Origin of the sequence: Paenarthrobacter sp. NPDC056912, assembly GCF_042786555.1 — a bacterium.
GTDB lineage: Bacteria > Actinomycetota > Actinomycetes > Actinomycetales > Micrococcaceae > Arthrobacter.
The window spans coordinates 89,642-108,990 of the sequence record NZ_JBHUCD010000008.1 but is presented as its reverse complement, the minus strand read 5'-3'; the positions used below and the strand labels follow the sequence as shown (position 1 = coordinate 108,990).

The window sequence follows — 19,349 nt, the reverse complement described above, 5'->3', positions numbered from 1 at the left end:
TGGCTGGCATTAGTGGTTGTTTTGGGGGCTCAGAACAACCACTAATGCCAGCCAGTTGGGCTAGTCTGCCCAAATGAACCGACCAACCGTTATCAGCGCGCGGAACCTCACCAAGACGTATGGTGACCTCACCGCCGTGGACAACATCTCCTTCGACGTACCCGCGGGGGAGTCCTTCGGCCTGTTGGGCCCCAACGGCGCCGGCAAGTCCACCACCATGAAAATGATCGGCGGCGTCTCCCAGCGCACGTCCGGAACGCTCACCATCATGGGCCTGGACCCCGAATCGCACGGCCCCGAAGTGAGGGCGCACCTGGGGGTGGTCCCGCAGCAGGACAACCTGGACGAAGAACTGAGGGTCCGCGAAAACCTGATCGTGTACGGGCGCTACTTCGGTTTGCCGTTGAGCTACCTGCGGCCCAAGGCCGACGAACTCCTGGAATTCGCGCAGCTGACGGACAAAGCCAACTCGAAGGTGGACGCTCTCTCCGGCGGCATGAAGCGGCGACTCACCATCGCCCGGTCGCTCATCAACGAGCCACGGATCCTGCTCCTCGACGAGCCCACCACCGGCCTTGATCCGCAGGCCCGCCACATCCTGTGGGACCGGCTCTTCCGGCTCAAGGAAAGCGGTGTGACTCTCATCCTCACCACGCACTATATGGACGAGGCCGAGCAACTCTGCGACCGCCTGATCGTGGTGGACAAGGGCCGCATCATGGCCGAAGGTTCGCCGGCCAGCCTGATCCGGGAGCACTCGTCGCGCGAAGTACTGGAGCTCAGGTTCGGATCCGAGCGGAACGGGACCATCGGCGTCGAACTCCAAGGCATAGGCGAGCGGCTGGAAACGCTGCCTGACCGTGTGCTCATCTACACGCACGACGGCGAAGCGGCCTTGGAGCAGGTCTCCGCGCGGGGGCTGCGCCCGATGACCTCGCTGGTGCGCCGCTCGTCGCTGGAGGACGTGTTCCTCCGGCTCACGGGCAGGAGCCTCGTTGACTAGCGGCGCTGATAGACCAATCACGACGGCGGAGCGGCCGTTGCGGGCCCACTCACCTGAGGTTTCGGCTGCCCGCGCGCGCCGCTGGGGTGCCTTCTTCTACGCGGAGCAGGTGCTGCGAGTCATGCGCAACTACGGCTGGTCCGTCATCCTGTACAGCGTGGGGCAGCCGGTGGCCTATTTGTTCGCCATGGGAGTTGGCCTGGCCAGCCTGGTGGACGCCAACAGCGAGGCCGCATTCGGTGGCGTCAGCTACCTGGAGTTCGTGGCGCCCGCCTTGCTGGTATCCGCAGCGGTGATGACCGCGTCCGGGGAGTTTTCGTACCCCATCATGGATGGCTTCAAATGGCGCCGGGTGTTCTACGGTCCGCATGCCTCGCCGTTGATTCCACAGCAGATCGCCAGTGGCCACATCATGGCCAGTTCCTTGCGGTTCCTGTTGCAATCGGTGGTCTACTTCGTGGTGGTGGCCATGTTTGGCGCCTCACCGAGTCCGTGGGGTTGGGTATCGGCCATCGTCGCAACGGTGGCTGCGCTGAGCTTTGGCCTGCCCTTGATGGCCTACGCCGCGAGCATCACCCAGGACAAGGGGCAGTTCGCGTTGGTGCAACGGTTCATCGTGATGCCGCTGTTCTTGTTCTCGGGGACGTTCTTCCCGCTGGATTCGCTGCCGCTGGCGGTTCGGTGGATCGGCTGGATTTCTCCGGTCTGGCATGGAACCGAGCTGGGCCGCGTGTTCACCTACGGCATGGACCAGGACCCGCTACTGACCATCACCCACGTGGTGTTCCTGCTGGTCACAGCCACGGCGGGCTGGGTGCTGGTCCGCCGCCAGTTCGTGAAAAGGATGGGCTCATGAGTGTCCTGACAGGTGGCCACAGCGCCACGGACCTTGCCCGCGAGCGGAAGTTCGGTTCCCTGTACTCCCGCAATGCCAAGGCCGTTGTGGGCCGTGGACTTATGGCAGCCAAGAGCAGTACGTGGCTGGTGATGGTGTCCGGGTTCTTCGAGCCGGTGCTGTTCCTGCTGGCCATGGGCGTGGGCATGGGCTCGATTGTGGGCACGGTCCAGGGGCCAAGCGGCGAGGAGATCAGCTACGCGGCGTACATTGCCCCTGCGCTGCTGGCCGTCTCGGCAATGAACGGGGCCATCTACGATTCCACGTGGAACGTCTTCTTCAAAATGAACTTCGCCAAGCTCTACCAGGGAATGCTGTACACGTCCCTAGGTCCGTTGGATGTGGCGATTGGCGAGATCTTCCTGGCCCTCCTGCGCGGCCTGCTGTATGCCACTGGTTTCACGGCCGTCATGGGCGTGATGGGGCTGCTGACCAGTTGGTGGGCCATCCTGGTCATTCCGGCGTCAGTGTTGATCGCATTCGGATTCGCGAGCTTCGGCATGGGCATCACCAGCTTCATGAAGACCTTCCAGCAGATGGACTGGATCAACTTCTTCCTGCTGCCCATGTTCCTGTTCAGCGCCACGTTCTACCCGCTCAGCGTCTACCCGCAGGTCATCCAGTGGTTCATCCAGGCCATGCCCCTGTGGCACGGCGTGGAGTTGCTGCGGCAGATCAGCGTGGGCTCGTTCAGTCCGGCCACCGCCATCCACGTGGGCTACTACGTGGTGATGATTGCGCTCGGTATCATGCTCACCACCGGAAGGCTGCGCCAGCTGTTCCTGAAGTAGGAACTGCCGGCGCAGCCCGCGTCGGTTCTAGGCGGTCTTTATCTCAGCCATGGTCAGCTTGGCGTTGTCGCGCAGACCCCAGGAGCACAGGCCCATCACTGCCAGCGCCGAGACCGTATAGATCACGACGCCGATCGGGTCGCCATGGGTGGCGATCAGCAATGCCGTGGCCACGGTGGCCGCTGTGCCGCCACCGAGTGCGGAACCGATCTGGTAGCTGGCCGAAATGGCCGAGTAGCGGGAGGCTGCCGGGAACTGCTCGCCGAGGAAGGCAGGCAGGGGTCCCTGCGGCACGGTGTTGAGCGCGCCGCCCAACGTAAACATCAGCAGGGCCAGCCACCCGGTGTGGGTCTCAATGGACGGGAAAAACGCCAGGAAGTAGATGATGAGCATTACCGCACCGCCCACCATCACCGGCTTACGGCCGATCCTGTCGGAAAGGATCGCCGCAAGCGGGGCAGAGATGACGCTGGCTACGGCACCCCACAGCTGGAACTGCAGCGATTCGCTGCTCGTGTACCCGTGCTGGAGCACATAGGACATCAGGAACACCGTGGCGATGTAGGTGAAGGTGTTGTAGCCGTAGCTGACGCCAATGGACATCAGGATCCGGCGCGGGTGCGACTTCATGACCGCCAGCAGCGGAATGCGGGGTGTCACAGCCGATGACGGTCGCTGGTCCTCGGGGAGGGTCAACCGGGCCACGAGTCCGGCCACCACCAACAACCCGCCGATCCAGAAAGGAATCCGCCACGCGAAGCCGGCCACTTCTCCACCGGCCATGGCGTCCGTCAGGGAAAACACGCCTGAGCCCAGAAGCACGCCGAGCCCGATGCCCATGCTGGTGAAGCTGCCCCAAAGACCGCGTCGGCCCTCGGGTGCCGATTCGATTCCCACCAAAGCCGCACCGCCCCACTCACCACCGGCAGAGAATCCTTGGACAAGCCGCAGGACAATCAGCAGGATGGGCGCCGCAGAGCCGATCGTATCCGCACCGGGGAGGCAGCCGATCAGGAATGTACTGCCGCCCATGAGCAGGAGTGTCAGTATCAGGATCCTTCGGCGTCCCAGTCGGTCACCGAAGTGCCCCAGGACGATGCCACCGAGCGGCCGGGCCAGGAATCCGGCGCCGAAGGATGCGAACGCCACCAACGTTCCGGTCAAGGGGTCAAGGTCAGGGAAGAACACTTGCGGGAACACCAGGGCAGCTGCCAGTCCGTAGATCGTGAAATCGTAGAACTCCAGGGCTGTTCCAAAGCAGGAGACAAAGAAGGTGCGCAGTGCCGACACGGGACGCTTGGCGTGCGAGTCGTGCGGTTCCAGCGCAACATTGGGCTGAAGGGATTGCGGCAAGGGGGTGCCTTTCGTTGGGGATTTGTTGGGGGATGGTGCGGGCGATGAGGTTCAGAAGGGATGAGCTTCAGAACGTTTGGAAGCCGGTTACGGCGGCATCGGCGGGGTTGGCCGGTGCGTATTCGAGGGAACAGTCGCCTGCATTGACGCTGATGGTCAGCAGCGTCTGCCACTGTTCATGCCGGGGGACGGCGGCATCGGGATGGAAGCAGACCACCGACGACGCTCCTTGGGTAGAGCAGAACCGCTCAGCGCGGGCTCGGGCATCCAAGCCGGCCAATTCCGCCCGCACCTGCCCGAGGTGGGCCAGGCGCTGGGGCGACAACGCGCCGTCGTCGATTGCATCATCTTGTGCCAGGCGCGGATCGAGGAAGTGGTTCGTGTGGAGCAGCCAGCCGTCGCTGCCTGCATCCACGACGGCGGTGCCTGCGGGGGAGACCTCGATGCTGACGGCCCGGCGTGGGGTGCTGTGAGCTGTGAACACCGAATAAACCGTTGAGGCGCTCACCTTCGCCGACGAGGCGATGCTGATCGCGTCATCGATACTGGAGGCTTCGTCAAGGATGCGCCGGGCGATGGCATGGACCGGCACGCCGCCGGAGCTGTTGTCACTGGCATGGGCAAGGATGTTGAAGTGCAGGCCGAGGCCCTCGCTATTGACGCCGATCTTCCCCAGCGTTCCGAATTCAGTGAACGTCTTGGTGGTCCGTCTCGGAGCGGGAGTCAGCTCAAGCAGCAGGCCATCGGGTGCGAGGTCGCCGTGCCAGTCCCAGGTCTGCAGGGTCTGCGGTGAGCCGGTACCGGCAGGAGCGTAGACCGCCGTCGAGCATTCATGGGAGCCTGCCTTCTTGGGTGCGGCTGCCAGGATTTCCGTGCGGGCATTCACAATCGCGAGCTCCCATGTTTCGAGTCCGGCGCCGTGGGCCCAGCCCTCGGCTTCCTCCGCCAGCGCAGGGCTCCAATCCCGGAGGGCCTCGTGGCTTTGCTCTGCGATGGTCCGCACTTTCTGCGGATCCATGCCGAGTACGGCGAAGAAGTCGCTGTAGAGCTTTGCGGTAGTGCGTGTTTGCGCATCCGAGGTGCGGCCGATATCCAAGCCGCGCTCGCGGGGGTCGAGAGCGGTGGATGTGTGGTGGTGAAGCTGCATTGGTCTCCTTGAGGGGCCATTCCGGCGGGATGAGGCCTTCCGCCGGGATGATGTGGATCACTTGTGACGCTCAAAGTACGGAACAAAAACGTTTTTGTGTAGCTGGTTGGAAAGTTTTATTCTTGATTTCGCACGGCAGATCTCACAGTGACCACAGAGGGAGAGCCAATGGCCCGCGAACTTCAGCACGGTGCCACCATCTGGGACGTGGCCCGCAAGGCCGGAGTTTCCATCACCACGGTGTCGCACTCCCTCAACGGCAAGGGCAACATCAGCGATGCCACCAGGGAACGGGTGCGAGCCGTCGCTGCGGAGATGGGCTACGTTGCCGATGCGATGGCGCGGGGGCTGCGGAGTTCCAAGATGAATGCCATCGGCCTCGTGTTCCGCTCTTTGGACAGCCTGGGCAACTACGGCCCCAACGGTGTGGATGTCTTCATGAAACTCGCAGGGGCCGCGGCAGCGGAGACGCTCAACCGCAACCTCGGCCTCATGCTGGTACCGGACCTCAGCCGTGGCCCGCTGCCGCCGTTCTCCATGTCGCTGGACGGGTATATCGTGTTCGCACCACATCTGGATGACCCGGTGGTGGCATTGCTGGAGAAACGCGGAATCCCCTACGTCACCTGGGATCGGGACCCGGCCCGTCCGGACTTTCGGAACTGGGTGGCTCATGACGACGCCGCGTCTACGCGGATGGTCATGGACCACCTGGCATTGGCAGGCGCCGGATCGATTGCCTACGTCGGCGGCACGGACCGGAATGCCTGGAACTTCGACTGCGAGGCAGCCTACGTCGATTGGTGCCTGGAAAACGGCCGGGAACCGCGGATCTACCATGTTCCTGAACGTGAGGGCGTGGACGGCGGCCGTGAAGCGGGCTCCAGGATCTGGGCCGATGGCGTGCCCGGTGCTGTGTATTGCCTGACGGGCAGGCACGCCAGCGGCGTAGCCCAGGCCATGCAGGAGCGTGGAGTGCGAATTCCGGGGGATCTGCTGGTGTGCACGGGGTCCGACTCCGAGCACTCGCGGCAGCACCGTCCACCCATCTCCGCCCTTGACGTGGATATTCCTGCTGCCGCCGCGGCACTGGTCCAGCGGCTCTGCGAGGTCATGGACGGAGCAACGGATCCGGACCCGGTACTGCTCGCGGCGCGGTTCCTGCAGCGCAAATCCACAACACCTGGCAAGGCCAGGTCCAAGCCGCGCACCGGCTCCTAGGCGAGGCTGTTCGCCGTCCGTGGAAGCGGACACGGGCACCTGCCGGGGTTTGCGACAATTGGTACATGCAATCTCTCGGCGACCCGCACCCGTCCACGTCCCCGTCCGGCAAGAGCGCCCTCAAAGGCTTCCGCATCGGCGGCCTGGGGATGACCGTTGTCATCATTGCGTTCTTGGTAGCCGTGATCTTCGCGGCCAACCAGAACGATGTTGTCGGGTGGGTCGTCGCGGTGGTGGCCTTTGGTTGGTTGGCCCTCGCCACCTTCGTGGTCGTGAGCATCCGCAAAGCCGCCCAGCGGGCCGGAGCCAAACTGACCGAAGCGCAGAATGCCTTCAACGCGGCAGCCGGCCGCGCGCCGTCGTCGTCCTCCGCTGACAGCGGCGGCACGCGGGTCGTCGCGGAGCGCAGCCAATCCGATGAGGTCCGGGACCTCAAACTGGACCATTCGTTCAAGATTGTCCAGGTGCAGGTCCGCGTGGTGGACGAGGAACGCGCAAAGGGCGCCGACGCGAACCACGACACCATCAACCGCGCACTGGAAACCATCGCCATAACGGCCACGAATGCCAGGGACATGATCAAGTCCTCCGGTGGCTCGGACGAGCCCGTGGCCGGCACCATCATCGACTAGAGTAGAGCGGGTGAGTACGGCATTGAAGAAGGACTTCCTTCGCATCGCATCAGTCAACGTCAACGGCCTCCGGGCTGCCTACAAGAACGGCATGGCGGAATGGCTGGAGCCTCGCGAGGTAGACATCCTCTGCCTGCAGGAAGTCCGGGCGCCTGACGACATCGTCAGGAAGCTTATCGGAGAAGGCTGGTACATCCTTCACTCCGAGGCCGAAGCCAAGGGCCGTGCCGGCGTGGCCATCGCCTCCCGCGAGGAGCCCGCTGCCACCCGCGTTGGCATTGGCGATGACTACTTCGACACTTCGGGCCGCTGGGTTGAGGCGGACTTTTCCGTCAAGGACAGTGCAGGCGAATCCGCCACGCTCTCCGTCGTCAGCGCCTATGTGCACTCCGGTGAAGTTGGCACGCCTAAGCAGGACGACAAATTCCGCTTCCTGGACGCCATGGGCATCCGGCTGCCGGAGCTCGCCAAGCACAGCGACCATGCACTGGTAGTTGGCGACCTCAACGTCGGACACACTGAACTCGACATCAAGAACTGGAAGGGCAACGTCAAGCGTGCCGGCTTCCTCCCGGAGGAGCGTGCGTACTTTGACCGCTTCCTCGGTGAAGAAATCGGATGGAGGGATGTCCACAGGGGCCTGGCAGGAAATGTCGCCGGCCCCTACACCTGGTGGTCCCAGCGCGGTAAGGCCTTTGACACAGACACTGGCTGGCGCATCGACTACCACTTGGCCACTCCGGGTCTCGCAGCAGCCGCCTTCTCGGCTGTGGTGGACCGGGCGCCTTCGTGGGACACCCGCTTCTCTGACCACGCACCGCTGGTAGTCGACTACCGGCTCTAAGCTTCCGAAGGTATTGCTCCATGACTAGTTCCACCACGACTGAAACCGGCACGTTGGCCGGTGCTGCAACCGAAAAGAACCCTGTGACCTCCACCAAGCTGGCGTCTGGCGCCAAGCACCGGGTCCTTTCGGGCATGCAGCCTTCCGCCGACTCCCTGCACCTTGGCAACTACCTCGGCGCCCTGGTCAACTGGGTCCGCATGCAGGATGAGTACGACGCCGTCTACTTCATCCCGGACCTGCACGCGATCACAGTGCCGCAGGACCCTGCCGAACTTGCCCATCGCACCCGGGTCACCGCAGCCCAGTACATCGCCGGTGGCGTGGACGTCGAAAAGTGCACGCTCTTCGTCCAGTCCCAGGTTCCGGAGCATGCCCAGCTGGCCTGGGTACTGAACTGCATCACGGGCATGGGTGAAGCCGGCCGCATGACCCAGTTCAAGGACAAGGCCCAGAAGCAGGGTTCGGACCACGCCAGCGTCGGCCTCTTCACGTATCCCATCCTGCAGGCCGCCGACATTCTCCTGTACCAGCCGCACGGCGTGCCTGTTGGTGAGGACCAGCGCCAGCACGTCGAGCTCAGCCGGGACCTGGCCAACCGCTTCAACAGCCGGTTCGGCGAGACGTTCCAAGTCCCCGAAGCCTTCATCCAGAAGGAATCGGCAAAGATCTACGATCTCCAGAACCCCACGGCCAAGATGTCCAAGTCGGCGGAATCACCGGCCGGCCTGATCAACTTGCTTGATGACCCCAAGATCGTGGCCAAGCGCATCAAGTCTGCCGTGACGGACACGGAGACCGAGATCCGCTACGACCGCGAGAACAAGCCGGGCATCTCCAACCTGCTGACCATCTATTCGGCCATCAGCGGCACGCCTGTCGAAAAGATCGTGGCCGACTACCAGGGCAAAATGTACGGCCATCTCAAGGTGGACCTCGCCGAACTCGTCTCCGGACACCTGGCGCCCATCCGTGAACGTGCCAACGAACTCCTGGCCGATCCCGCAGAACTCGACCGGCTCCTGGCACTGGGCGCGGACAAGGCGCGCGAAATTGCCTCTGCCACCCTCGCCGACGTCTACTCCAAGGTCGGCTTCCTGCCGTACCGCGGGGACCAGGGAGTCCGCTAACTCCATGTGCTCCGCTGGCCAGCTCAACGTCACGTCCGACCCCCGTCAGGGGGTGGGTCCGGACGGTTCTCGCCAGCCCGCCGTCACCGGCACTGATTGTGGTGCCGGTGACGCCATGTGCGTGGGCGTGATCCTCGGGTTCCCGCCGGAGATCGCCCGCGAACTGCAGGAGTGGAGGGCATCCTTTGGCGATCCCATGGCGGACGTCATTCCTGCCCACATCACGTTGATCACCACTACCCCCACCCTGGACTGGACCGCCACGCGGGATCATGTGCGTGAAGTTGCCCGTACCCAAGAGCCTTTCACCATCACCATTTCGGGCACCGGGTCCTTCCGGCCTATCTCGCCTGTCGTCTTCGTCAACGTCGAGGAAGGCTTTGAAGAGTGCGTGCAGTTGCACGGGAAACTTCAAAGCGGTCCCCTCGAGCGTTTGCTTCCCTTCCCGTACCATCCGCATGTCACAGTGGCACACGATGTCGCAACGGAAAATCTCGACGAAGCCGAAACGGTCCTCAGAGATTACCGGGCGACCTTCCCAGTGGTTAGCATGGGACTTTACGAGCACGATACCAATGGAATTTGGCAGCTACGGGAAGAGCTCGACTTTGGCGGCGATACTGACGAAGCACAGCAAACGGATGCAACCCGCAGAGGCGGACGCTCCTCCGCTGCCAACTGAGCTGGCCAAGCTCAAACTTGAGCTTCTCCGAAAGAGGCAGGATTGGGGCCAGGCCAAGCGCGCCGGCGAAGGCCTGCCGAAGAAGGCCGGTGCCTTCTTTGCCTTGTTCATGGCCAGGCTGAACACCAACCGGGCCATGCGGTCCTTCCAGCACTACTCGCGGCAGCATGGACCCCTGCTGAGCGCCGGTATCGGCTTCAACATGTTCTTCTCGGTGACCGGTCTGATCACCACCGGCTTCGCCGTTGCTGGAATTGTCCTGGGCGGCAGCCCTGCGCTGCAGGATGCCGTGATTGACAGCGTGGCCGCTGCAGCTCCGGGGCTTCTCCAAGTGGACGGATCAGACGGCCTGGTGGACCCGCAGTCCCTGCTCAACCCCTCGGGACTGGGTTGGACCGCACTGATCGCCGCGGTTGTCACCGTCTTCATTTCCCTCGGTTGGATAGCCAGTGTCAGGGAGGGACTGCGGGGTGTCATGAACGCAGGTCCGCTTCAACGCAACGCTGTCCTGCAGAAGCTTATCGACGCCGGCACCCTCCTCCTTCTTGGCGTCATGCTGGTGGTGAGCGCCGGTGCGTCGCTGATCTTCGGGACGGCGGCCGACTGGCTCATCGACGTCCTGAAGCTGGATGAGACCGTGGCTGGGCCGGTGGCGGCAACAGTCAAGATCGTCGTTCCCCTCATCCTGAACTGCGCGACGGCGGCAGTCTTGTTCCGGATCGCAGGTGGCCTCAAGTTGGGGCGGCGGGCGTTCTTCGAAGGCGTGTTACTAGCGGGCTTCGGGACCACCGTCCTCCAGCTGTTCAGCACGGAACTTCTTGCCCGATCCGGCAATAATCCCGTCCTGGCTTCGTTTGCCATCATCATCGGCCTGCTGATCTGGTTCAACCTGGTCAGCCAGGTGTACCTCGTCTCGGGGTCTTGGTCGGCTATTCGTGAGGCTGACGCCGAGTCGGGGGAGGGCCCGCGTAAGAGGGTCCTTGGTTCCCGACGCGTGACGCCCCGCACCTGAACGTCGCCATGGAGGCGCTATGAACAACCAATTGTGGATCGCGGGCCTGCTGGGTGCAGCGGCGGGCCTGATCGTGGGCCAGTTGGTGTTCAATTCTCCGTTTCTTGGCATTCTCATCGGACTTGGCCTGGGAGCCTTGGTTGGAGCAGCGGCGGGTCCCCGAAAGAGTTGAGCGGGCGGGGTCGCTTCCGGCTCCTTCGAAACCCTGGGCGACCCCGCATTGCTATGGCCCGGGGGGCTACGGCGCCTGCACCAGTCCTTCCCAGGCCACGGTCCAATCAGCCGGGAACCCCGGGGCGTGGCGCCCCGGTCCGTTGTCCCAGCCTGCGGCCATTAACGCAACGGCTGCCAGCAGCCCGCCGTTTCCGGGCAGATACAGCGGCAGGGAGTCCGTTTGTCGGTTGTGCCCGTTGGGGAGAACGGTGTTCTTTCCGGCGTCCAGCAGCAAGGCGTCAACGGCAGCCTCCGGGTCTTCCAGCCGGGCAGCGGTCATGGCCATGACGGGGTAGTCCCAGCCCCAGGTGCTGCCCCAGTCCCAGTCCGCAAGGACGTCGGTGACCGTAGCGCGCATGATGTCAGGATCTATCAGGTCGGTCCTGGGTAGGACGCCGAGTGCGCACAGCATGGAAGGGTGGTCCGTGCGGATCGTGAAGGGTTCAACGTCGATCGCAGCGTAGACCCCGTTGATCACCCGCGGGGGCACCAGGCCATCTGCCACCTCCCGCCATTCCGCCACCGGCTCCAGCCCCAGGCGTTCGCGCCATGCAGCTGCGGTCCGGAGTCCCCACTGCCAGTACGCCAGTTCGAACGTGGGGTTGGTGACCTTGCCCCGGATGGAACCGTAGCTTTCCTGTGCCGGAATCAGGGGCGGGCCCAGTTCGAAGCCCCGCGCAGTTGGGTGCGCAAAGCTTGCCATGAAGGCAGCAGACTCGAAGACGATCTCCGCGAACTCTTCCAGCACTTCGCGCCCGGGCGTGGCCCGGTACACGAGTTCGGCCAGGTGGATGGGGTGTGGCTGCTGCCAAATCAGGAATGTCCCAATGGGGCTGGGGCTTTCGCGCCCGTCCGGGCCTACTTGCTTGGGCCAGCGGACTCCGTTGAAGCCTTGCGCCTTGGCTGTTTGCCGGGACGTTTCCAGCACGGTGGAGTACCACCGCAAAGAGGGCAGGAGGAGCTCTACACGATTCCAGTGGGCAAAGTGCGCGGCGTGCCACCAGTGCATCTCCAGGTGGAACCGGCCGCGCCACGAGTTGCACACGAGTCCGGTTTCCTGCGGCGGCAACGATCCCGAGCAATTGATGGCCGTGAGGTACTGGGACAGTATTGTCCTGCGTTCCAGCTCCTTGGCCCGGGGATCGTCGGTTGCATCAAGTTCGATCGCCCCTCCAGAGGACCAGAACTTGGGCCAGTACGCCTCAGAAGCGGCCACCACGCTACTTGCCGGTGAACGCCCGACGCCGGTGGCCGGCTCGGTTCCGCTGCCCACCCCTGTAGCTGCAACTGCCAGCCTGTTGCTGCCCCGCGGGATGCAGTCGCCATCGCCGGCCGATACGAACATGAGGGAGAAATCGAGCACGCCTGCTGCGCCGGTGCTGTCAGTGACTGGGTGAGCTATTCGGAGCCGATGGTCCTCGGTGTGTTCCACCGTTAGATTCTGTCCGGTGATCACCACCCGGTAGCGGGAATCGTCCAGCTCGCGGTGGATAGTCCACTCGGTGGTTCGGGCGGGGTCTTCCGAGGAAACAGGCCCGCCGAGCACCGTGGTGTGCGCAGCGGGGTTGTTCCAATCGGCGGCGTCATGCCAGGCCTCTGAGCCATACGGAAAGGCGAGACCAACAACCAACCCGGCACCAAGCGCCGGCGACTCCACCCGGAAACCGAGCTCGTCACGGTCGGGGTGGCACGCCGTCGTGACCTTGACGGGTTGCCCGGCAATGGAGAAATCGCTGGTCGCCACGCCCGTCCACAAGTCCAGCGTCTGCCGGGCACCGGTGACGTCGGCTTCGGTGACGGAACGCTCTATTCCATCCTCTATCCAGCGGAAGCCGAGGCGTCCCAAGTCGAGGCGATGACTGTTCGCCCGGAGCCAGGTTTCAGCCCGGGATGTGTCCGTTTCGCGGTCGTTGACGATCTCGCCCACCATGTCCACATAGGGAACCGGCCCGCGCGGGGAGTCGTAGAGGACGGTTGATCCTGAAAGCTCGTAGGGGTGCGGCGATGGCACGGAGTGCCACCCCCATTGCGCTTGCGTGCCCAGCAGCGTGCCCGGCGGAAGCTCGTCGCGAGCACCTACCGGGTAACTGTCCGGCAGTGTTTGCAGTCCGGTGAGGTCCATGGTGAAGGCGAACTCACCGTTGCCCACCGACACCGGGCTTCTGGGGTCGAGTTCCTGTTGCCGGACGTTGTGCCGCTGAACGAGCGCCTGCCGGTCGATGACGCCGGCGTTGTTCGTGCGAGGGGCCGGAGCCGGGAACTCCGGTGAATGGATGGTGTTTTGGCTGTGCACTGTGCACGCCCTCCTGATGCTGTCTGCTGTGACTGCTGCTGGGACAATCGGGTCGGATCGGGTTTCGGCTGTGGCGGCCTGAGCGTCTCGACATGCCACGCAAAGCCGTGAGAAACCGTTTTCCGAAACGATTCAATCCTTGTACCGCTCCGGGGCCGTGTCAACCCCTTGGATCACGAGCCCTCCAGTGTCCGCTCCAGGACTACGGTGTCCTCAAGCTCGCGGAGGGGATGGAAAGCGGCGCGCTCGTTGGGGCTGTTGTTGGGCTGATGGAGCGTCAGGAACAGCTTTCCATCGAAGGTCCGGCCGATCATTCCATGCCCGCCGTCGGTGCTCCAGAGCGGCTCCGACTCCTGGATCCACGGGCCGAGTAGCATACCGGATTGGCTGCGGGCAATGCCCATCGCGTAGCCATTGTCCCCAAAACTGGACCACAGCATAACCAGCTTCCCACTGCTGAGCCGGAACAGGAATGGGCCATCGGTGACGTAGACGGGAAACTCACGGTCCTGCACCGAGGGAACGTCCAGGGCTCGGGCCCACGGCGCCTCCGAGGCATTGAACAGGAACACCGGCACCCCTTCTGTGCTCCGAAGGTCCGGGCTGAGGCGCTGAGCCATCATGGCGCCGTCGTGCACTTGTTTCCATTCGTGGCAGAAGACCAGCCATGGCGCCCCTTCGGCATCTATGTGAAGCGTGCCGTCCAAGCATTGCCAGTTCTTTGGTGTCACGGGGCCGTCGCTCCAGGGGGCGTAGGGGCCCTCGGCCTGGTCTGCGGAGAGTATCTGCGTTCCGCGGAACCGCCCTGGAGCGGTAAAGGTCGCAAACATGAAGTAGCGCCCGTGGTGTTCGTGGACCTCCGGGGCCCAGTACTGCTCCTGGCTCCAGAAGTCGGGGGCCGGGCGGAACGCTTCCAGGGGCCCATCCCATGCGAGCAGGTCGCTGCTTCGGTAGCAGTCAAAGCCGGTGGCCGGCCCTGACCAGATGTTCTTGTCCGTGCTTCCAAAGAGCAAATACTCCCGGGTTTCCGGGAGGGAAAGGACGAATGGATCGCGGATCTGGATCTCGTTCAAGAGCGGGGACACTGCGGACTCCTTCGGTACGGAAATAGTTCATAGCCAAAACTATTGACGAATATACAGCGACTTGATACTATCAGGAACCGTTTTCTTGAGTCTGAAAGAAGCTTACCCAATGGCGCGTAGATCTCTCCGTGGTATTCGAAAATCAATCGCAATCGTCACAGCTGTCGGCCTGCTGGGCCTCACCGCAGCCTGTTCCAGCCCTTCATCCAACCAGCCTGAAGATGGCCCTGTGGAGATCCGGTTCTCGTGGTGGGGCAACGCCACCCGTGCGGACATCACCAACAAGGCCATCAAGGAATTCGAAGCGGCCAACCCCAACATCAAGGTCAAGCCGGAGTATGGAGACATCGGCGGCTACTTCGACAAACTGGCCACGCAAGTGGCCGCAAACGATGCCCCCGATGTCATCACCATGGGCGGCGCGTATCCGGCCGAATACGCCAACCGTGGCGCCCTGCTGGACCTGTCCAAGGTCAGTTCGTCCCTCGACCTGTCCAAAATCGACCAGGGTGCCCTGGAAAACGGGCAGGTCCAAGGCAAGCAATACGGTGTCTCCACCGGCGCGAACGCCTTGGCCATCGTCGTCAATCCTGCCGTGTTCCAAGCTGCAGGCGTGGCACTTCCGGACGATTCCACGTGGTCCTGGGATGATTTCGCCAGGATCGCCAAGGACGTAACGGACAAGAGCCCCAAGGGAACGTATGGCACCGCCACGGTCCTCACGCACGATTCCCTTGACGCCTTCGCCCGTCAGCGCGGCAAGTCCCTGTACACCCAGGACGGCCAGTTGGGCTTGGACAAGGACACCGTCCAGGCATACTTCGACTACTCCCTGAAGCTCAGCGAGTCCGGAGCCGCCCCGAGCGCTTCGGAGACGGTGGAAAAGCTTAATGTCAGTACGGAGCAGACGCTCATGGGCATGGGCCAGGCAGGGATGATGCTCACGTGGAGCAATTCACTGACCGCCCTTAGCAAGGCCTCTGGTGCCGAGCTGAAGCTGATGAAGCTCCCGGGCGAAACACCGACACCCGGCATCTGGCTCCAGTCCTCGCAGTTCTACACCATCTCCGCGCGAAGCAAGCACACAGACGCTGCTGCCAAGCTGGTCAACTTCCTGGTGAACAAAGAGGCCGCTGCCAAGATCATCCAGAGTGACCGCGGTGTACCGAGCAACCCGGAAATGCGCACGGCCATCCAGGACCTGCTGACACCGCAGGGCAAGGTCGAGGCCGCCTATATCGACCAGATCGGCAAGATGGACTTCGCTCCCACGTTTATCGGCCCCACTGGTTCCACAGCGGTCTCGGAGATCACCGCCCGAGTCAACACGGAGGTCTTGTTCAAGAGGCTGACCCCGGAGAAGGCAGCTGAGCAGTGGCTCAGTGAAAGCAAAGCCGCCATCGGAAAGTAGGCCCGACTAGGTGACAGCAAACGTTCCACTGGGGCATCAGTGGAACGTTGCTGTCACCTGCATGGGCGGGCAGGGCCCTCAGTCGGCGTCGCGGATCTCCAGATAGGGATCGGCCCACGCGCCGATGATCCGAGCAACCCGTGCAGCCTGTCCCTTGCCCGTCAGGAGGTGCTCGCTGCCCTCCAAGGAAATGAAGCTCCGGGGGTGGCGCGCCGTCCGGAAGATCTCGCTGGCGTTGTCGATTCCCACGGTGTTGTCGGTGGGGGAGTGCATCACCATCAATGGCTTGTGGAGGGTCCGGATGCAGTCGCGCAGGTCGGCGCGTTCCACGTCCTCCACAAAGTGCCGGCGGACTTCCATGGGCCGCCCGCCCAGATCCACCACTGCGCTTCCGTCGCGCAGAATGGTTCCGATCTCGGCATCGAACATGTGCTCAACGTGCTTTGGCTCGTACAGTGCACCAACCGTCACCACGGCCTTGAGTCCCGGGATGTCGCGGGCCGCGGCGAGTACGGCGGCGCCGCCAAAGGAGTGTCCCACCAGCAACGAAATGCCCCGGCCTTGCTGACTCATGAACTCGGCGGCAAGGATGGTGTCGGCCACTTTGACGCTGAAGGAGCCGGCGGACCATTCCCCGGCCGAGCCGCCCAGCCCCAGGTTGTCGAACCGCAACATCCCGATGCCCTGCTCAGCGAGTCCCTTGGAGATACGCGAGGCAGCCGGACTGTCCTTGCCCAGCGTGAGGCCGTGCGAGTAGACGCCCCAGCCCCGCACAGCGCCTTCCGGGACATCCACGATTCCGGCCAACGTATCGCCGGTGCTTCCAGTGAAGCTGATCTTCTCAGAGCGTGACACGTTGCTCTCCTTGCGTTGCGGTGGGGGTTGCGGAAAATGCTTAACGACGACGGCGCCGCTCACCATCAGTGGTGGGCGGCGCCGTCGTCTTGCTGTTCTCGAGGTGAACGGCGAACTAGATCTTGCGGGCCAGGATGGCCTGCTTGACCTCTGCGATTGCCTTGGTCACCTGGATGCCACGAGGGCAGGCCTCCGAGCAGTTGAAGGTGGTGCGGCAGCGCCACACGCCTTCCTTGTCGTTGAGGATTTCCAGGCGCATGTCGCCTGCGTCATCGCGGGAATCGAAGATGAAGCGGTGGGCGTTGACGATCGCCGCCGGACCAAAGTACTGGCCGTCGGTCCAGAACACCGGGCAAGATGAGGTGCAGGCAGCGCACAGGATGCACTTGGTGGTGTCGTCGAAGCGCTCACGGTCTTCAACGGACTGCAGGCGTTCCTTGGTGGGCTCATGGCCCTTGTTGATCAGGAACGGCATGACTTCGCGGAAGGACTGGAAGAACGGTTCCATGTCCACGATCAGGTCCTTCTCCACGGGCAGGCCCTTGATCGGCTCGACGGTGATGGGCTTGGACGTGTCCAGGTCCTTCAACAGCGTCTTGCAGGCGAGGCGGTTGCGGCCGTTGATGCGCATGGCATCGGAACCACACACACCGTGGGCGCAGGAGCGACGGAAGGATACGGTGCCGTCGATCTCCCACTTGACCTTGTGGAGGGCATCCAGCACGCGGTCCGTGCCGTACATGGTCAGCTTGTAGTCGTCCCAACGTGCTTCGTCCGAAATTTCGGGATCGTAGCGGCGCACGCGCAGCGTGATGTGGAACGTGGGGATTTCACCGTCGCCGGCAACGCTTGCCGGGAGCTCGATCTTGGAAGCGGGCTCTGCCATTTCGGTCGTCATTAGTACTTACGCTCCATCGGCTCGTAACGGGTGAAGATGACGGGCTTGGTCTCAAGACGGATGCCCGCAACGGATTCCGCGGAGGAATCGACGGTGACAGAAGTGTCCAGGTAGGCCATGGAGTGCTTCATGAACTTTTCGTCGTCGCGGTCCGGGAAGTCCTCGCGGTAGTGTCCGCCGCGCGACTCTTCACGGTGCAGCGCACCGACGGTCATGACCTTTGCCATGTCCAGGAGGAAGCCCAGTTCCACGGCTTCCAGGAGGTCCAGGTTGAAGCGCTTGCCCTTGTCCTGGACGCTGACGTTCTTGTACCGCTCCTCGAAGGAAGCGATGTCGCTCAGAACCTGCTCCAAGGATTCCTTGGTGCGGAACACCTGCATGTTGGCGTCCATGGTGTCCTGCAGTTCCTTGCGGATCTGGGCTACACGCTCAGTGCCGGTGCCGGTGAGCAGGCCGCTCAGGATGCCGCGCGTCATTGCTTCCGGATCCTCCGGCAGCTCGACGTAGTCGGCCGTCTTGGAGTACTCCGCAGCGGCAATGCCGGCGCGCTTGCCGAAGACGTTGATGTCCAGGAGGGAGTTGGTGCCCAGTCGGTTGGAACCGTGAACGGACACACAAGCAACTTCGCCGGCTGCGTAGAGGCCCGGCACGATCGTGTCGTTGTCCTGCAGCACTTCGGTGGTGATGTTGGTGGGGATGCCACCCATGGCGTAGTGCGCCGTGGGGAACACGGGGACCGGATCGGTGAAGGGTTCCACACCGAGGTAGGTGCGTGCGAACTCGGTGATGTCCGGAAGCTTGGCCTCGATGTGTGCGGGCTCAAGGTGGGTCAGGTCCAGGAGGACGTAGTCCTTGTTCGGGCCACAACCGCGGCCTTCACGGACTTCGTTGGCCATGGCGCGGGCAACGATGTCACGCGGCGCGAGGTCCTTGATGGTGGGGGCGTAGCGCTCCATGAAGCGTTCACCCTCTGAGTTACGCAGGATGGCACCTTCACCACGTGCACCCTCGGTAAGGAGGATGCCCAGGCCGGCGAGGCCGGTCGGGTGGAACTGGAAGAACTCCATGTCTTCCAGGGGGATGCCGCGGCGGAACGCGATGCCCATGCCGTCGCCCGTGAGGGTGTGGGCGTTGGAGGTGGTCTTGAAGACCTTGCCGGCACCGCCGGAGGCGAATACCACCGACTTTGCCTGGAAGACGTGAAGCTCACCGGAGGCGAGGTCGTAGGAGACAACGCCTGCAACGCGCTTCTGCTTGTACGGAGTACCGTCTTCACGCACTGCGTCTTCTTCGACGATCAGCAGGTCCAGGACGTAGTACTCGTTGTAGAACTCAACGTTGTGCTTGACACAGTTTTGGTACAGGGTCTGCAGGATCATGTGGCCGGTGCGGTCGGCTGCATAGCAAGCACGGCGGACGGGGGCCTTGCCGTGGTCGCGGGTGTGGCCACCGAAACGGCGCTGGTCAATCCGGCCCTCGGGCGTGCGGTTGAACGGCAGACCCATCTTTTCCAGGTCCAGCACGGCGTCAATGGCTTCCTTCGCCATGACCTCGGCTGCGTCCTGGTCAACCAGGTAGTCGCCACCCTTGATGGTGTCAAAGGTGTGCCATTCCCAGTTGTCTTCTTCGACGTTGGCCAGTGCTGCACACATTCCACCCTGTGCTGCACCGGTGTGCGAGCGGGTGGGGTAGAGCTTGGTCAGTACCGCTGTGCGTGCGCGCTGACCGGACTCGATCGCGGCGCGCATGCCGGCGCCACCTGCACCGACAATGACGACGTCGTACTTATGGACCTGCATACCAGATGCTCTCTCTTTCAAAAATTCAGATGGTCGGCGGAGGCTGCTCCGCTACGTCAGGCGAGCCCGCAGCGGGCTGGGCCGC

18 protein-coding genes are annotated in these 19,349 nt (G+C 63.3%); 11 read left to right on the top strand and 7 right to left on the bottom strand.

What is annotated here, in order from left to right; genetic code table 11:
* The first annotated feature begins 73 nt into the window (after nt 1-73).
* From ACFRJ9_RS10925 to ACFRJ9_RS10915, 3 genes are read left to right on the top strand one after another with little or no spacing between them, the layout of a single operon-like run.
* Nucleotides 74-1,003: an ABC transporter ATP-binding protein gene (locus ACFRJ9_RS10925; protein WP_377667428.1), complete on the top strand. Its 930-nt coding sequence runs from the start codon at nt 74-76 to the stop codon at nt 1,001-1,003.
* A 16-nt stretch (nt 1,004-1,019) separates the two neighbouring features.
* Nucleotides 1,020-1,859: an ABC transporter permease gene (locus ACFRJ9_RS10920; RefSeq protein WP_377667658.1), complete on the top strand. Its 840-nt coding sequence runs from the start codon at nt 1,020-1,022 to the stop codon at nt 1,857-1,859.
* Entirely contained in the window at nt 1,856-2,689 is an 834-nt protein-coding gene (locus ACFRJ9_RS10915) for an ABC transporter permease (RefSeq protein ID WP_377667426.1), read from the top strand. Before ACFRJ9_RS10920 ends, ACFRJ9_RS10915 begins: the two co-directional genes overlap by 4 nt.
* Nucleotides 2,690-2,716: 27 nt before the next feature.
* Here the strand turns inward: ACFRJ9_RS10915 and ACFRJ9_RS10910 are convergent, their stop codons facing one another.
* Together ACFRJ9_RS10910 and ACFRJ9_RS10905 are read right to left on the bottom strand one after the other, a co-directional pair.
* Entirely contained in the window at nt 2,717-4,042 is a 1,326-nt protein-coding gene (locus tag ACFRJ9_RS10910) for an MFS transporter (RefSeq protein ID WP_377667423.1), read from the bottom strand.
* 67 nt (nt 4,043-4,109) lie between these two features.
* Nucleotides 4,110-5,189, bottom strand: a complete 1,080-nt coding sequence (locus tag ACFRJ9_RS10905; protein ID WP_377667421.1) for a C45 family autoproteolytic acyltransferase/hydolase — start codon at nt 5,187-5,189, stop codon at nt 4,110-4,112.
* Between the two features lie 168 nt (nt 5,190-5,357).
* Here ACFRJ9_RS10905 and ACFRJ9_RS10900 point away from each other — a divergent pair, with 168 nt between their 5' ends.
* From ACFRJ9_RS10900 to ACFRJ9_RS10870, 7 genes are all read left to right on the top strand, one after another.
* The gene (locus ACFRJ9_RS10900) at nt 5,358-6,410 is read left to right on the top strand and encodes a LacI family DNA-binding transcriptional regulator (RefSeq protein ID WP_377667418.1); all 1,053 of its coding nucleotides are present in this window, start codon (nt 5,358-5,360) and stop codon (nt 6,408-6,410) included.
* 65 nt (nt 6,411-6,475) lie between these two features.
* Nucleotides 6,476-7,042, top strand: coding sequence for a hypothetical protein (locus ACFRJ9_RS10895; protein ID WP_377667415.1), 567 nt, complete (start codon nt 6,476-6,478; stop codon nt 7,040-7,042).
* 10 nt (nt 7,043-7,052) lie between these two features.
* Nucleotides 7,053-7,886, top strand: coding sequence for an exodeoxyribonuclease III (locus tag ACFRJ9_RS10890; RefSeq protein ID WP_377667413.1), 834 nt, complete (start codon nt 7,053-7,055; stop codon nt 7,884-7,886).
* Between the two features lie 20 nt (nt 7,887-7,906).
* The gene (gene trpS / locus ACFRJ9_RS10885) at nt 7,907-9,016 is read left to right on the top strand and encodes a tryptophan--tRNA ligase (protein ID WP_377667410.1); all 1,110 of its coding nucleotides are present in this window, start codon (nt 7,907-7,909) and stop codon (nt 9,014-9,016) included.
* Nucleotides 9,017-9,020: 4 nt separating this feature from the next.
* Complete coding sequence (locus ACFRJ9_RS10880; protein WP_377667408.1) at nt 9,021-9,698, top strand: 2'-5' RNA ligase family protein; 678 nt, start codon at nt 9,021-9,023, stop codon at nt 9,696-9,698.
* Complete coding sequence (locus tag ACFRJ9_RS10875) at nt 9,625-10,710, top strand: YihY/virulence factor BrkB family protein (RefSeq protein ID WP_377667655.1); 1,086 nt, start codon at nt 9,625-9,627, stop codon at nt 10,708-10,710. Before ACFRJ9_RS10880 ends, ACFRJ9_RS10875 begins: the two co-directional genes overlap by 74 nt.
* A gap of 19 nt (nt 10,711-10,729) precedes the next feature.
* Nucleotides 10,730-10,882, top strand: a complete 153-nt coding sequence (locus tag ACFRJ9_RS10870; RefSeq protein WP_377667406.1) for a hypothetical protein — start codon at nt 10,730-10,732, stop codon at nt 10,880-10,882.
* A 66-nt stretch (nt 10,883-10,948) separates the two neighbouring features.
* Here the strand turns inward: ACFRJ9_RS10870 and ACFRJ9_RS10865 are convergent, their stop codons facing one another.
* Both ACFRJ9_RS10865 and ACFRJ9_RS10860 read right to left on the bottom strand, forming a co-directional pair.
* Nucleotides 10,949-13,216 (bottom strand): hypothetical protein, encoded by a 2,268-nt coding sequence (locus tag ACFRJ9_RS10865; protein ID WP_377667404.1) that lies wholly within the window; start codon nt 13,214-13,216, stop codon nt 10,949-10,951.
* Between the two features lie 173 nt (nt 13,217-13,389).
* Complete coding sequence (locus ACFRJ9_RS10860) at nt 13,390-14,301, bottom strand: glycoside hydrolase family 43 protein (RefSeq protein ID WP_377667401.1); 912 nt, start codon at nt 14,299-14,301, stop codon at nt 13,390-13,392.
* 109 nt (nt 14,302-14,410) lie between these two features.
* Between ACFRJ9_RS10860 and ACFRJ9_RS10855 the strand changes: the two genes are divergently transcribed.
* Complete coding sequence (locus ACFRJ9_RS10855) at nt 14,411-15,712, top strand: ABC transporter substrate-binding protein (RefSeq protein WP_377667399.1); 1,302 nt, start codon at nt 14,411-14,413, stop codon at nt 15,710-15,712.
* Between the two features lie 78 nt (nt 15,713-15,790).
* Here ACFRJ9_RS10855 and ACFRJ9_RS10850 read toward each other — a convergent pair whose 3' ends face one another.
* The 3 genes from ACFRJ9_RS10850 to sdhA all read right to left on the bottom strand — a co-directional run bounded on the left by ACFRJ9_RS10850 (nt 15,791) and on the right by sdhA (nt 19,264).
* On the bottom strand, nt 15,791-16,567 hold the full coding sequence (locus ACFRJ9_RS10850; protein WP_377667397.1) for an alpha/beta hydrolase family protein: 777 nt from the start codon (nt 16,565-16,567) through the stop codon (nt 15,791-15,793).
* 115 nt (nt 16,568-16,682) lie between these two features.
* Nucleotides 16,683-17,465: a succinate dehydrogenase iron-sulfur subunit gene (locus tag ACFRJ9_RS10845; RefSeq protein ID WP_211713080.1), complete on the bottom strand. Its 783-nt coding sequence runs from the start codon at nt 17,463-17,465 to the stop codon at nt 16,683-16,685.
* Entirely contained in the window at nt 17,465-19,264 is a 1,800-nt protein-coding gene (gene sdhA / locus ACFRJ9_RS10840; RefSeq protein WP_377667394.1) for a succinate dehydrogenase flavoprotein subunit, read from the bottom strand. Before sdhA ends, ACFRJ9_RS10845 begins: the two co-directional genes overlap by 1 nt.
* Between the last annotated feature and the right edge of the window lie 85 nt (nt 19,265-19,349).